This window comes from Hyphomonas sp. GM-8P (assembly GCF_003263315.1).
Taxonomy (GTDB): Bacteria; Pseudomonadota; Alphaproteobacteria; order Caulobacterales; family Hyphomonadaceae; genus Hyphomonas.
Genome location: NZ_AWFE01000013.1, coordinates 41428 through 54356, shown reverse-complemented (window position 1 = coordinate 54356; position 12929 = coordinate 41428). Strand labels below are relative to the sequence as shown.

General features: G+C 62.4%; 17 protein-coding genes. 11 read left to right on the top strand and 6 right to left on the bottom strand.

The genetic code is table 11. The features are described from left to right. Positions 1-4: 4 nt before the first annotated feature. Both HY26_RS01920 and HY26_RS19175 read right to left on the bottom strand, forming a co-directional pair. Positions 5-907 (bottom strand): methyltransferase domain-containing protein, encoded by a 903-nt coding sequence (locus HY26_RS01920; RefSeq protein WP_065383341.1) that lies wholly within the window; start codon positions 905-907, stop codon positions 5-7. Positions 908-938: 31 nt separating this feature from the next. After that, positions 939-1139, bottom strand: coding sequence for a hypothetical protein (locus HY26_RS19175; protein ID WP_233350950.1), 201 nt, complete (start codon positions 1137-1139; stop codon positions 939-941). Here HY26_RS19175 and HY26_RS01915 point away from each other — a divergent pair. The 4 genes from HY26_RS01915 (at position 1111) to HY26_RS01900 (ending at position 2844) form a co-directional block, all read left to right on the top strand. Then, positions 1111-1680 (top strand): ComF family protein, encoded by a 570-nt coding sequence (locus tag HY26_RS01915; protein ID WP_065383340.1) that lies wholly within the window; start codon positions 1111-1113, stop codon positions 1678-1680. The two genes, HY26_RS19175 and HY26_RS01915, sit on opposite strands and share 29 nt — an antisense overlap. Before the next feature lie 29 nt (positions 1681-1709). Next, on the top strand, positions 1710-1970 hold the full coding sequence (grxC, locus tag HY26_RS01910; protein ID WP_034769604.1) for a glutaredoxin 3: 261 nt from the start codon (positions 1710-1712) through the stop codon (positions 1968-1970). Positions 1971-1987: 17 nt separating this feature from the next. Beyond that, on the top strand, positions 1988-2428 hold the full coding sequence (locus HY26_RS01905) for a DUF1178 family protein (protein WP_034769602.1): 441 nt from the start codon (positions 1988-1990) through the stop codon (positions 2426-2428). 113 nt (positions 2429-2541) lie between these two features. Beyond that, positions 2542-2844, top strand: coding sequence for an aa3-type cytochrome c oxidase subunit IV (locus HY26_RS01900; protein WP_034769599.1), 303 nt, complete (start codon positions 2542-2544; stop codon positions 2842-2844). Here HY26_RS01900 and HY26_RS01895 read toward each other — a convergent pair. Further along, positions 2837-3094, bottom strand: coding sequence for a hypothetical protein (locus HY26_RS01895; protein WP_065383339.1), 258 nt, complete (start codon positions 3092-3094; stop codon positions 2837-2839). The genes HY26_RS01900 and HY26_RS01895 overlap by 8 nt on opposite strands. A gap of 117 nt (positions 3095-3211) precedes the next feature. Between HY26_RS01895 and HY26_RS01890 the strand changes: the two genes are divergently transcribed. From HY26_RS01890 to HY26_RS01880, 3 genes are all read left to right on the top strand, one after another. Then, positions 3212-4186, top strand: coding sequence for an ABC transporter ATP-binding protein (locus HY26_RS01890; protein WP_034769597.1), 975 nt, complete (start codon positions 3212-3214; stop codon positions 4184-4186). Then, positions 4186-5568 (top strand): ABC transporter permease, encoded by a 1383-nt coding sequence (locus HY26_RS01885; protein ID WP_034769595.1) that lies wholly within the window; start codon positions 4186-4188, stop codon positions 5566-5568. Before HY26_RS01890 ends, HY26_RS01885 begins: the two co-directional genes overlap by 1 nt. 179 nt (positions 5569-5747) lie before the next feature. Further along, positions 5748-6167 carry a hypothetical protein gene (locus HY26_RS01880; RefSeq protein WP_139068995.1) on the top strand — a complete coding sequence of 140 codons (420 nt, stop codon included), beginning with the start codon at positions 5748-5750 and terminating at the stop codon, positions 6165-6167. Positions 6168-6246: 79 nt separating this feature from the next. Here the strand turns inward: HY26_RS01880 and rpsU are convergent, their stop codons facing one another. Beyond that, positions 6247-6468, bottom strand: coding sequence for a 30S ribosomal protein S21 (gene rpsU, locus HY26_RS01875; RefSeq protein WP_034769592.1), 222 nt, complete (start codon positions 6466-6468; stop codon positions 6247-6249). Positions 6469-6584: 116 nt separating this feature from the next. Here rpsU and HY26_RS01870 point away from each other — a divergent pair, with 116 nt between their 5' ends. The 3 genes from HY26_RS01870 (at position 6585) to HY26_RS01860 (ending at position 8305) form a co-directional block, all read left to right on the top strand. Beyond that, a complete protein-coding gene (locus tag HY26_RS01870; protein WP_112072814.1) occupies positions 6585-7232 on the top strand; it encodes a COQ9 family protein in 648 nt (215 codons plus the stop codon). Positions 7233-7506: 274 nt separating this feature from the next. After that, positions 7507-7842 carry a DUF2794 domain-containing protein gene (locus HY26_RS01865; RefSeq protein ID WP_034769585.1) on the top strand — a complete coding sequence of 112 codons (336 nt, stop codon included), beginning with the start codon at positions 7507-7509 and terminating at the stop codon, positions 7840-7842. A gap of 97 nt (positions 7843-7939) precedes the next feature. Then, entirely contained in the window at positions 7940-8305 is a 366-nt protein-coding gene (locus HY26_RS01860; RefSeq protein WP_139068899.1) for a hypothetical protein, read from the top strand. A gap of 21 nt (positions 8306-8326) precedes the next feature. Here HY26_RS01860 and HY26_RS01855 read toward each other — a convergent pair whose 3' ends face one another. Both HY26_RS01855 and HY26_RS01850 read right to left on the bottom strand, forming a co-directional pair. Further along, entirely contained in the window at positions 8327-10021 is a 1695-nt protein-coding gene (locus tag HY26_RS01855; protein WP_065383121.1) for a VWA domain-containing protein, read from the bottom strand. A 116-nt stretch (positions 10022-10137) separates the two neighbouring features. After that, positions 10138-12018, bottom strand: coding sequence for a DUF885 family protein (locus HY26_RS01850; protein ID WP_065383120.1), 1881 nt, complete (start codon positions 12016-12018; stop codon positions 10138-10140). A gap of 110 nt (positions 12019-12128) precedes the next feature. Between HY26_RS01850 and HY26_RS01845 the strand changes: the two genes are divergently transcribed. Then, positions 12129-12929, top strand: a complete 801-nt coding sequence (locus HY26_RS01845) for a SapC family protein (RefSeq protein ID WP_034769573.1) — start codon at positions 12129-12131, stop codon at positions 12927-12929.

Sequence of the window (12929 nt, the reverse complement as noted above, 5' to 3'; positions counted from 1 at the left end):
CGTCCTATTCGCCTTCGCTTTGCCGGCGCACCGCGTCGGCAAGGCTTGCCCTTGCAGAACCGGGCTTCAGGGGCTTTGGCTGTCCTGGAGCAGGGGCCCAACCCGAGACATGCACAATCTCGAAGCTCGCCCGTACCCGGCCGTCCGAGTCTACGTGGCGTTCCCGGTAGAGGCTGAGCGCCCGCTCCAGCACGGCTCGCGGCAGCGGCCGGATCATCCCGGGTGCCAGCGCGCTTTGCTCTCCCATCCCCTTCAGGTCAGACAACAGGCGCGCCGGATCGCGGTAGCGCACCACCACCGTGTCCCGGTCTGCCACAGGCAAAGCAAAGCCCGCCCGCTGCATCAGGCCCGCCATGTCTTTCAGACCCGGTAGCGGAGAGAGGCGCGGGGAGACGCCGCCGGTCAGGTCCGTTTCCGCTTCCATCAGGCATTCGCGAAGTTCTGCGAGCGTGCCCGCACCGAACAGGGCACCAAGGAACAGGCCGTCCGGCTTCAACCCCTGACGCAGGCGCACCAGCGTGCCGGGCAGGTCATTCACCCAGTGAAGGGAGAGGGCCGATACGATGAGGTCGAAATTGCCGGCTGCCAGATCCGGTGTTTCCTCGTCCAGCACGCCGGCATGGGTGCCGGCTGCGCGGGCAACTTCCACCATCGCAGGAGACAGGTCGCTGGCCTCGATGGCGTCAACCCGGCCGGTTTCGCCGAGAATCCGCGCCAGCCGCCCGTCGTGGCAGCCAAGGTCCAGCGCGCGCTCGAAACTGCGCGGCGTATCCTGAACACGGTCCGCAATGTCTCTCGACACACGCTCCTTCAGGAACGCATAGTCATCATAACAAGGGGCTGCCCGGTCGCGATTGCGCGCAACTCGGGCACGGTCGAACAGGCGCGGGGGAGCAGCGGGCGTCATGGCACGCGATATGGAGCAGCAGCGGAGCCGTTCAAAGGGCTTTCTGCGGATGGCGGCGGATTTCTTCTGGCCGCCACGGTCGCTCGTCAGCCGCGAACGTGGTCTCGGCAAAGGTCCGCTCGCCCCGCATGAATTCGGACAGATCCACTTTCTGAGCGGCGGCGTATGTGACCGTTGCGGTACGCCACTTGGCGCCGAACGGGATGAAGGGGGCGACTTGCGCTGCCTGCATTGCCCGGCCGCCGCGCTGGGACCGCACCCGCGCAGCATTTGTCTACGAGCCTGCCTCCCTGCGGCTGGTCCTGGACCTAAAGCGCTCCGGCCGGCGTGATGGGCTTGGCACGTTTTCCAGCTGGATGATGCGGGCGGGCCGGGGGGCTCTGCTGGATGAAGCCGATGTGATCGTTCCGGTGCTGCTGCATTATGCCCGGCTCGCCAGCCGCGGTTTCAACCAATCTGCCTGGCTTGCCGAGGCGCTGTCGCAACGGACGGGCGTGCCGGTCTCGGTCGATGCGCTGAAGCGGACCCGCCGCACACCGACCCAGGGCGGACTTTCCGCCAAGGCGCGGCGCCGCAATGTGGCCGGCGCCTTTGAGTTACGACCCAGCCGGGCCGGGCATGTCGAGGGTAAACGCGTCCTGCTGATCGATGACGTGCTGACCACGGGGGCGACACTCAGAGCCTGCACGCGTGCCCTGAAACGGGCAGGGGCGCGGCATGTGGACGTCCTGGTGCTGGCGCGCGTTGTACGGGAAACCGACATCACCATATAATTCCTGTAACGGTTCCAAGGAGCGAATTTATGGCGAAAGTCACGATCTATACCCGAGCCTTCTGTCCCTACTGCTCGCGCGCGGTGTCGCTGCTGCGAGAGAAACAGGTCGAGTTCGAAGAGATCGATGCCGGCATGAGCCCGGAAAAGAAAGCTGAGATGATCCAGCGCTCGAATGGTGGACGGACCTTCCCGCAGATTTTTGTCGGTGAGCATCACATTGGCGGCTGCGACGACATGATGGCGCTGGAACGGGCCGGCAAGCTCGACCCGATGCTTGCGTCGCCGTGAACGGAGAGGGCTGACCAGTGATCCGCTACGCGCTCCATTGCAAGGCCTGTGACGAGGATTTCGAAGCCTGGTTCGCTTCGTCTTCAGCCTATGAAACGCTCAAGGAAAAGCGCCAGGTGCGCTGTTCTGCATGCAATTCCTCGCGTGTGGAAAAGCAGATCATGGCGCCAGCGGTGAAATCCCCGAAGAAGAAAGACGCTGCCGCCGATCCGGAGAAGATGTTCGCCGCGTTCGCCGAAAAGGCACGCCAGCATGTGGCGGAGAATTTCGACTATGTTGGCGGCGATTTCGCCGAAGAGGCGCGCTCGATGTTTTATGGCGAACAGGAAGAACGTCCGATCTGGGGCGAGACGACCGAGGAAGAGCGCGAAGCCCTGAAAGAAGAGGGGGTGCCGGCCGCGCCTCTGCCGGAGCCTTTCACACCGCCCGTGCCGAAGCCAAAGGGCCAGCTGAACTGACAAAGTCTGCACCGTCTGCCATCTGCGGCAATACGGGCGCTATCATCCGCTTGACCCTTCGGCTGCCTTCGATAATACGGCAGGCAGCAATGATTTCACGGGGAGAGCCCTAAATGGCTGCCAGCGAATACCACCACGGCGAAATGGACATCCACGACCAGCAAGCCACCTGGGACGGATTCATCAAGGGAACCACTTGGGGCAGCCTGATTCTGACGCTGATGCTCGGCCATGCCGTTCTGGCTGTGGCCATCGGCATTCACTGGGCTGTTTCCCTGGGCCTGATGACGCTTGTAGGGATCGGGTCCGGCATCGTGCTGAACCTCGGCGGCCGCTGGTATGCGACGCTGGTGATCCTGCTGCTCACCGGCCTGTTCGTTCAGTTCATGATCTGGCTGTTCGGCGTCTTTATCTGACGCAGCCCTTATCCACATCGCAGGTTTCGCACATCGCTTCGGCCGGGTCGGCTTCGAGGCGATGCAGCCCTATGCGCCCTTCACATGTCAGGCAGAAGCCGTAGCATCCCTTTTCCATCCGGGAGAGCGCAGCTTCAATCCTTGCGAGTTTCTGGGCATAAGACTGCAGGCTGGTGCGCGCAGCCTGCTCGCACTCTTCTGCCGCCAGCCCAAGGCTTGACGGTGCAAGGGGGATGACATCCGTCTTCATCGGAAATCATGCTGCGACGGCTTTAAGGGGTTGGCAAGACGCGCCGGGCCAAAGAGTAGGCAGCCATATCGACTCTCGTGAAAAGCGAGCGATTTTCAGACGGATTCGGAGATACGGATGGCCCAGTCCCCCCTCATCCTCACGGATGTGACCAAGCGTTTCGGTAACTTCACGGCGGTCCGGGACCTGTCACTGGAAGTGCCGGAAGGGCAGATCATCGGGTTTCTGGGGCCAAACGGGGCCGGCAAGTCGACCAGCCTGCGTGTTTCGCTGGGCGTGATCCCGCCGGATGAGGGCGACGTGCGCTTGTTCGGGGACGTGCCGCACATACTTTCCCTGCGCAGGGTTGGCTTCCTGCCGGAGGAGCGCGGCCTCTACAAGAAGATGACGGCGCGGGAGACGATCGCCTATTTCGCGCGCCTCAAAGGCATGAGCGCCAGCGCAGCCAAGGCGCGCGCAGACGAGCTGATGGAGTCGACCGGTCTCGGCGAGTTCCGCAATACACGGGTCTCCAAGCTTTCCAAGGGCATGGCGCAGAAGGTGCAGATCCTCTCCACGCTCGCCCACCGGCCGGACTTCCTGATCCTGGACGAACCGTTCTCCGGTCTCGATCCGGTGAACCAGCAGGTGCTGGAAGACCTGATCCGCGCCGAGCATGCGCGGGGGGCGACGATCCTGTTTTCCACGCATGTCATGGAGCATGCCGAGCGGCTGTGCGACCGGATCGTGATGATGGCGCGCGGGCGAAAAGTGTTCGACGGCACGCTGCCGGAAGCCTTTGCCACGCTGGAGAAGGGCGCGAGCCTTGAGGTCGAGGAAGGGTTCGATCTTGGCGCCGCATTGGCACCGAAAGGGTTCGAAGCCCACCGCGCGGCAGACCGGGGTCATGGCGATGCCTGGCGGATTGCGCTGCCGAAGGGCGCCGGTCCGCAAGACGCGCTGCGCGCGGCCATCGAGGCTGGCGCGCCGATTACCGGCTTTGCGCCGGACGAGTCCCGCCTGCGCGATGTGTTCGTCTCCCTTGTGGGGGAGGCGGATGCGGCGGCGCTGGATGATCCGCTAGCGGAGCTGGAAGAGGGGGAGCTGGCCTGATGAGGAACATCTATCTCGTCTTCCGCAGGGACTATCTTGGCTATGTGAAAGCCTGGGGCTTCTGGCTGAGCCTTGCCGCCGTGCCCGCGCTGATGCTGATCGGTTCGCTGTTCGCGATGTTCGCGGCGCAGTCTTCGCCTGTGCGCTATTACACGGTGATCGAGCCCGGCCAGCTTTATGCTGAGGCGATCGATGCAGAGTTTGCCCGGAACGAAGCCGCGGCGATGGCGCAAGACCTGGCGGACCAGATGCAATTGCCTGATGGGGCCATGAACAATGGTGCAATGCAGACGCTCCGGGAACGGAAATTCATAGAGGTCTCACCGCCCGCTCAGGATATCGATGGCCTGCGCCCCTACCTGTTGGGTGAACAGCTCGTCTCGGGTCCGTTGGGCGACAAGCCGCTCTTCGCCGCCTTCATCCTGTCGAATGACGGCCAAACGCTCGAATACTGGAGCGATGACGTCAATATCAACACGCTGCGCTATGAGGCGGAAGACGCTGTGCGCCGCCTGGCCCGCAAGCACGCGCTGGAGGCGGCAGGCCTGGATCCAGACTTCATCCAGCAGGCGGACGACGGCGCCGTTCAGGTGCCTGCCCGGCGTATCCGAAGCGTGACCGAACAGGAATCCGCCGGCTCGGAAGTGACGCTGGCAGACCGGGCACCGGTCTTCGTCGCCGGGGCGCTCGCCTATTTCCTTTGGCTGATGGTGTTCTCGATCATCCAGTACCTGCTGATGGGCACGATCGAGGAGCGCTCCAACAAGATCTTCGACACGCTGCTGACATCTGTGCGCATGCCGGAACTGCTGGCAGGCAAGCTGCTGGCCGTGTTTGCGGTGACGTCCACCATGATGCTGGTCTGGGGTCTCTTCGCGCTGTCAGGCTCTGCCTTCCTTGCGACGCAGGTGCCGGGGGCAGGGGACATGATCACGCCATTCCTGGCCGCGGCGGCCAGCCCGCAGATCCTGCTGCCTGCGCTGGTCAGTTTCGTGCTCGGCTACATCATGTACGGCATGATCTTCATGGCGCTCGGCTCCCTGTGCGACACGATTCAGGAGGCGCAGACGCTGCTCAGCCCGATGATGATCCTGCTCATGCTGCCCATGTTCGCGATCTTCATCGCCTTCCAGGACCCGGGCTCGCCCGTGGTGGACTTTGCCACCTGGATCCCGGTGTTTACGCCGTTCCTGCTGATCCTGCGCATGCCGCATGATCCGCCCATGTGGGAAGTCGCGATGCAGATGGGCCTGATGGTGGTGACAACGCTCGCCGTGCTCTGGGTCTCCGTCCGCGTCTACCGCGCCGGGGCCGTCAACGGCGCCAGCATTGGCGACCTCGGCAAGATGCTGAAGGGTGTGGTACGAAAGAAGGCTGCTTAGCCCTCTACTTTGGACCTCGCGGCGATTGACAGAAAGCGAACAGTCACCCCAAATGTTATTTTGTAACTCTTGTGTTGACTATGCGTGCTTCCATACTTCTATTCGCAGTTTGCGCAGCTTGCGTCCGTCCAACTCCTGAACTCGACAGGCTTTTAGTGTTCGAGGGGAATGCAGAAGCTATGGCAGCTGCTTCTGCCGCAGCAGAGCAGTGCCAGATATCTCCAAGAGTCATTTGCACTTTCTCGGAGTGTAAACGGATCGACCCGCAATGTGCCCCCAAGGACGTGCCTTTCGACCGTGAAGCTTGCGCAGAATTTGATAAGGCAGTTCGGGTCGCTGTAGCACCGCTGTCAGTGTGTTCAGATCAAAATGCACTGGATGAAGATGAACTGCTGAAACAATGGTGCGATGTTTTTCTCGATGACTTCAATCACAACTCCTGTGTTGGACCATACGCCTATCGAATGGCTGAACGGGATTGGGCGGGCTCGCAGGCATATCGGCAAGCTGTTGAAAACAGCATGAGCGAAGAGCAGGCTGCTGAACTCTACTTGTCCGAAGTTGTACGGTATCGGGAGTTTGCACCGGATCAGAACTAAACAGACCGACGCCCCTAAACAAAAACCCCGCCAGATCGCTCTGACGGGGTTTTGGTTATCTTGCGATAAAAGCAGCGTCCTAGATGATGCCTTCGCGTTGGGCGCGCTTGCGGGCCAGTTTGCGGGCGCGGCGGACGGCCTCTGCGCGCTGGCGTGCTTTTTTCTCGGACGGCTTCTCGAAATGCTGGCGAGCCTTCATTTCGCGGAACAGGCCTTCACGCTGCATCTTCTTCTTCAGAGCGCGCAGGGCTTGCTCAACATTGTTATCGCGGACGACGATCTGTACGATGGTACTCTCCATTGGCTGGGGGCGTCGCCCCGATTGTGACCTTGTGTCGGCCAGACAGGCCGGAAAGCGGGCGCTATATCACGTGAAAAGGGATTTGGCCAAGCCCCCCTTTGCCATGGAGTTCAGTCATGACTGTCACACCTTCCCAAAAACTTCGCCGCCGCTGGCTGGATGCACTCCTGCCTGAGGTCGCTTTTGACGGCTGGACGGAGGCCGCTGCGGCCCGAGCGGCCAAGCAGGCCGGGCTTGGCGATGGTGAACAGGCCCTTGCGGCCCCGCGCGGCGTGATCGACCTGATCGACGGGTTTTTCGAAGACGCAGGGGAGGCGGCAAAGGCGGATCTTGCCTTACAAGACCTCTCCGCCATGCGCATTCCCGACAAGGTGAAGGCCGGCGTGCTCGCCTGGCTGAATGCGCTGGAGCCGAACCGGGAAGCCGTTCGCCGGGCGGTTTCGCGCGGCATGGTGCCGTGGAATGCCGGGCCAGCGCTGCAACGCGGCTGGGCCGTGGCCGATTTCATCTGGGAGGCCGCAGGCGACACGGCAGAGGATTACAACCGCTACTCCAAGCGGGGGCTGCTGACCGCCATTCTGCCACCGATCGTGCTGTATTGGCTGGACAACCCGTCCGAGGAAGACCTGGACGAATATGTCTCCCGCCGCCTTGCTCAGGCTTCGGGCGCCGGCCGAACCGCCGGCAAGATCCTGGGGCCGCTGCTTGACGCCATTGGATCTAAGAGTCCCAATAGCGGAAAGGCGCCGGGAGCGCGTAGCTAGGCAGAGACGGCTTGCGATCGATTTTTGAGGAAGTGTGTCGGACGAAGGTTTATCAAGCGCCCCAGGGGGCTGGGGGGGCTGATGGGTCCGGGGTGCGTGATATTCACCTCCGTCCGACAAGTCAAAGATGGCCGCGTGCGGGGGCGCAAGCAAGACCGAAAGGTGGCGGGATTGCCCCAATTCCTGCTGTTTCAGTGGAATTTCGGATTAAAAGACGTTTAGGCGAGCTTTCCCGCCCTCAATTCGCATTACAGGGGAGTCATAAACAGAGAAAATGAGCGAATTTCCGTCCCGTCGGGCCCAGAGCGAGCCGCGAATCGCTTTCCACAAAACCGAGATGAGACCGATTCTCGACGTCTACGGACGTTTGGTCATGGCAGGGGAGGCACGTGACTATGCGATCGGCATGCACAAGGACCACGCCATCTTCGCCATCTTCCGCCGGCATGCCGAGAACCCGACCTGGCGGATCGAGAAACAGCCCCATCTCGCCAACATGCAGGGCCAGTATGTCGTGTACGGACAGGCCGGCCAGGTTCTGCGCAGGGGGCGTGATCTGCAGCAGGTCTTACGGGTCTTCGACCGCAAACGCTTCACCGTCGTGAAGTAATTCCACAGGCGCTCTGTTAACCCTTTGTTTACTAAAAACTTCTTGCGAACAAGATGAGAACAAGATAGGAACATGCTTATTGGAACGGAGCATGAACATGAACATCTCAGTCAGTTTTCGGGGACGCTCTGGCAAGGCATGGGACTTCCAGCGTGTTCCAAAGGACGCCGCATGGGCCCGCAGCCCGGGCGCCGTCATCTTCGCAGCCCCCGACTCCTATGGCTGGCGCATCATCCGCGTGATGGAGCTGACCGGCCGGCCGCATGACCTGCAGCCGATCTGGGCGCTGGCAGAGGCGGAACGTTACGGCGCCTCGGCCGTGTTCCTCGCCCTCGAATTCGACGCCCGTGAACGCAAATGCATGGTCGCCGATATTGAGGAGGGCTTCAGCCCGGTCTGCCTCAACCCGCGAGACGCGCAGGACGTGCAGGCGGCGCCTGTCGCAGAAGACCTCGCCGCCTGATCCATCTTACTGCTCGGGCCCTTATTGCTCAGGCGCAGGCCGGTTCAGCGCCGCCTGTGCCTCAGCTGTTTCCGCCAGCCGCGTCAGCTCGATGAATTCTGCCCGGTAGCCGAATTCATCCTCGCCCTTGGCGCCTGCCGCCAGATCGCGGATTTCTTTCCAGCCAAAGCCTGCGCCGAGGTTCTCACCGCCGCGCAGCATTTCCCCGAACCCGGCCACGGCCGTTGCGAAGCGCACCCATTGCGGGGCTGCTGCCAGGCTGTCTGCCTTGTCGGCATCGGTCACGGCATGGGTCAGCAGGATGGACTCCGGCTCGCCCGGCGGCTTGTAGCGCAGCTTCACGAAGGCGTACTCGCTGGATGGGTCACCGCCCGCAGCGGGCCGGTCACCGTAGCGTAGCGGATCGATCTGCGCCGCGTCCGATCCGACAGGCGTGATGTCGTAGATCGCCGTGACGCTGGCGCCCGCGCCGATATCTCCGGCATCCACCTTGTCATTGTTGAAGTCAGCCCGGTCGAGCATCCGCGTTTCGTAGCCGATCAGCCGGTATTCCGCGATGCGGGCCGGGTTGAACTCGACCTGGATCTTCACGTCATCGGCAATCGGGAAGAGGTTGCCGCCAAGATCGTCGGCCAGCACTTTGCGGGCCTCGCTCAGCGTATCGACATAGGCCGCCGTGCCATTACCGGACTGGGCGAGTTTCTGCATCAGCGCGTCATTGTAATTGCCGCGTCCGAAGCCGAGGACGGAAAGATAGATGCCGCTCTCCCGCTTGCGGGAGATGAAGTCTTCCAGCTGTTCGGAGTCCGTGATGCCGACATTGAAGTCGCCATCGGTCAGCAGCATGACACGGTTCACCGCATCTTCTTTCAGGCCCTGTTCGGCCAGCGAATAGGCTAGGCGCAGGCCTTCGCCACCGGCGGTCGAGCCGCCTGCGCGCAGGTTTTCAAGGGCCGCGTAGATCTTGCGCTTCTCGCTGACCGGCGTCGGCGCCAGCACTTCGCCCGCTGCACCGGCATAGACCGCGATCGAGATCGTGTCGGCCGGGTCCATCTGGTCCAGCATCAGTTTCAGTGCCTGCTTGGCCAGCGGCAGTTTGTCGTCCGAATGCATGGAGCCGGAGACATCGACCAGCAGGGTCAGGTTCACCGGTGGGCGGGCATCGCGGTCAATGTCACGGCCCTTGATGCCGATCTGCATCAGCTGGCGGCCTTCCGCGAAAGGGGAGGGGGCGAGCGTTACGTATGTCGCGAACGGGTCGGCGCCGTCTTCCGGCTGTGGATAGGTATAGTCGAAATAATTGACCATCTCCTCGATCCGTACGGCATCCTTCGGCGGCAGCACGCCGCTTTTCAGGAACCGGCGGACATTGGCATAGGAGGCCGTGTCCACATCGATGGAGAAGGTGGAGACCGGCTCTTCGCTGGTAAGCTTTACCGGGTTCGGATCGACATCTTCATACTGGTCGCGGAATTCCGGTTCCGGCGCCATCATCATCGCGGGTGGCGGCGGCGCGGCGGCGGCATAGTCACCTGCGCTCATGGCGACCCTTTGCTCAGCCTGGGCCGTTGCAGGCGGTGGTGGTGGTGCGGGCGGCGGCGCCGCAATTTCAGTCGCAACTTCGTCGCTGCTGCCGCCTGTTTCGCTCGCACATCCTGTCAGAAGTGCAGCCGCTGCCGCACCTGCCAGAAGAAACCCGATTGTCGTGTTGCGCATGATCGTCCTCCACCTGCGTCCTGTTCATGACAGAATGGCAATATGGACGTGGCGGGAATTGGGCGGCGGCGGGACGATTCGGGCCCAATCCGGAAAAACCGGAGCGAAGATAAGGCTCAGTCCCGGATCTTCGCCGTGTACCAGCGCTCGATATCCTGTTCGAGGATGGAGAGCGGGCGCGGTCCTCCGGTGAGCACTGTGTCGTGGAACTCCACAAAGTCGAAGTCAGGCCCCAGCACACGCTCGGCCCGTTCGCGAAGGTCCAGCATGCGCTTGCGCCCGATCCAGTAGGCCGCGGCCTGTCCGGGCCAGACCGTGTAGCGGTCGACTTCCTGCGCCATCGGGCCTTCGGGTTGTCCGGTGATGGAAACGAGATAGTCGATCGCCTCCTGCCGGGTCCAGTGCATGCTGTGAATGCCGGTATCGGCCACGAGGCGTGCGGCGCGGAACAACAAGGACTGGAGGTAGCCAATCCTGGCCAGCGGATCGTCATGGTATAGTCCGATATCGTCCGCCAAAGTCTCGGCATAAACGCCCCAGCCCTCGCCATAGGCAACGTTCCAGATCATTTGCCGGATGAGGGGCAAGCGGGCTGTCTCAGCCGTCAGCGCGCTTTCGAGGTGATGGCCTGGCACCGTCTCGTGGAACACCAGCGTCGCCAGCGTAAAGGCCGGCCAGTCGGTCATGTCGGCCAGGTTGATCTCGAACAGGCCCGGGGCCGACCCATTCGCCGGAGCGGCAGAATAGAAGGCCGCAGGCGCGGAAGCTTCGAGGAATTCCGGCACCGCGCGAAGGGCTACCTTCGTGCGCGGTACTGTTGATACGATGGAGGGTAGGGCGGCTTCTGCCTTGTCCAGATAGGTCTGCATCAGTGCCAGAAGGGCGGCGTGGCCCTCCGGCGTCGCCTCGAAGATCTGCCCCGGTTCTGCTGCAAGCAGCGTCAGGCGCTCTGCCGCGCTGCCTTCGGTCAGGCCGGCCTCGAACAGGGCGAGTTCCAGCTCTGCCGTCAGCCGGTCGACTTCGCTGAGGCCCAGCGCGTGCAGGTCCTCGGCGGATACGCCCTGATCGGTATAGGCTTGCAGGGCGGCCTGGTAATACGCATCGCCATCCGGCTGCTGCCAGACGCCCGGTTGGGACGGCGCGCTGGCCTGCAGCGCCGTGAACGCGTCGGCGAGATGCAGGTAAGCGGGCTGGATTTCCTCGCCGACGACACGTTTCGCGCGCGCCAGAATGTCCCCCGCGTCTTCGAGGCTGAGGTCTTCCGGCCCTGCCAACTGGCTTTCCAGCGTGGTGATCAGCACATGTGTCTCGGTCGGCCCTTCCGCGAATTTAAGAGCAACGTCTTTCATGCGGGCGAGGATGAAATCCGGTGGCAGGATGCCGGATTTCGCATCGGCTTCGAGGCGCCGGCGTTCATCTTCCATCGCATCGGCAAACTGGGCGAGGCGGTCGACATAGGCCCGCGCTTCGGCAGCAGTGCGAACCGGATGGGCCCGGCTGAGCAGGTCCGGCACGTCGATATAGGCGCCGCGCATGTGGTCCATGACATAGGGGTAGGAAACACCTAGCCCGGTCTGCCCATGCCCGGATACGAACAGGGTTTCAGCCGTCTCGTACGCCGCCATGACCGTATCCAGGTGACGGGCCTGCGGACTGCCTTCAGCGGGGCGGGGAGTCGCGGCCAGCGCTTCCAGGATTTCCAGCCGGCTGACCCGGCGGCGTTCATAGGCGGCCTGGGAACGGTCTGTCAGATACCGATTGAAGGGAAAGCCAACCGCACTTTCGGTCAGGCCCAGCCGCGTGGCCAGTTCCGGATCGGCAGCCAGTTCCGTCATGGCGATGGACTGCAGGGTCTGATCCACCTCGCGTGCAATCCGTCGGGGCGTGCCGGCATCATCGACCTGCGGGCCGCAGGCGGCGAGCGACGCGCCCGCAGCCAGGCCCGCCAGCACCGTGCGGCGGCGGATGAGAAAACGCGTGTCAGACGTGGATTTCATGACGGTTTCTTCACCTCGTGATCACTGCATTTCAGGCTGGTTCGGGTGTTGTAGCCAGTGTTTATTTCCGGTAGGCAAACGCCCAATTATCTCAGATCGGAGAGACACACGTGAACACGCCTCCTGCAGCAGGCCCACAGGCCCTTACTGGCCAGGTCCTTTTTTACAAGCAGCCGCAGCCGCTGTCTCTGGAAGATCATGCCGGTCTCGGCGTGAAGCAGATCGACCAGCCGTTCGGATTCATGCGCGAAGCGCACGCCATTCCGGTAACGGTGACAGAATTCGGCCTCTGCGCCAGCTCGTACCCGGTGATTTTCGTCGGCGATGACAGGACACCGGTTGCCGTCATGGGCATCCGTCAGGGTCAGAACCTTTACGTCGGTGCTGATGGCCGCGTGATTGAAGACTATTACGTGCCGGCCTTCGCCCGCCGCTACCCATTCGTTTTCGCTGCGGATGACAACTCCGACCGTCTGGTCCTGTGCGTCGACCGTCAGGCACCGATGGTCACCAACCAGCCAGAAGTGGCGTTCTTCGAGAATGGCCAGCCGAGCAAGTTCACCAATGATGCGATCGAGTTCTGCAAGGAATTCGAGCGTCAGCGCCGCGCGACAACGGATTTCATCAAGATGATCCGTGACCTTGATCTGTTCGAGCAGAAGACCGTCACCTTCCAGCCGCGCAATCCGGACGGCACAGAAGCCGGCCCGCCGCAGAAAATCGCCGATTACTGGGCGATCTCCGAAGAACGCTTCAATGCGCTTCCGAATGAGAAATTCCTGGAACTGAAAGCCAATGGCGCGATCGGCGCAATTTACGCACACATGGTGTCGCTGCTGAACTGGCAACGCGTCATCCAGCGTGCGATGCGTATCCCGGTGTCCCCGAACCCGCAGCCTGCCAACGCCTGA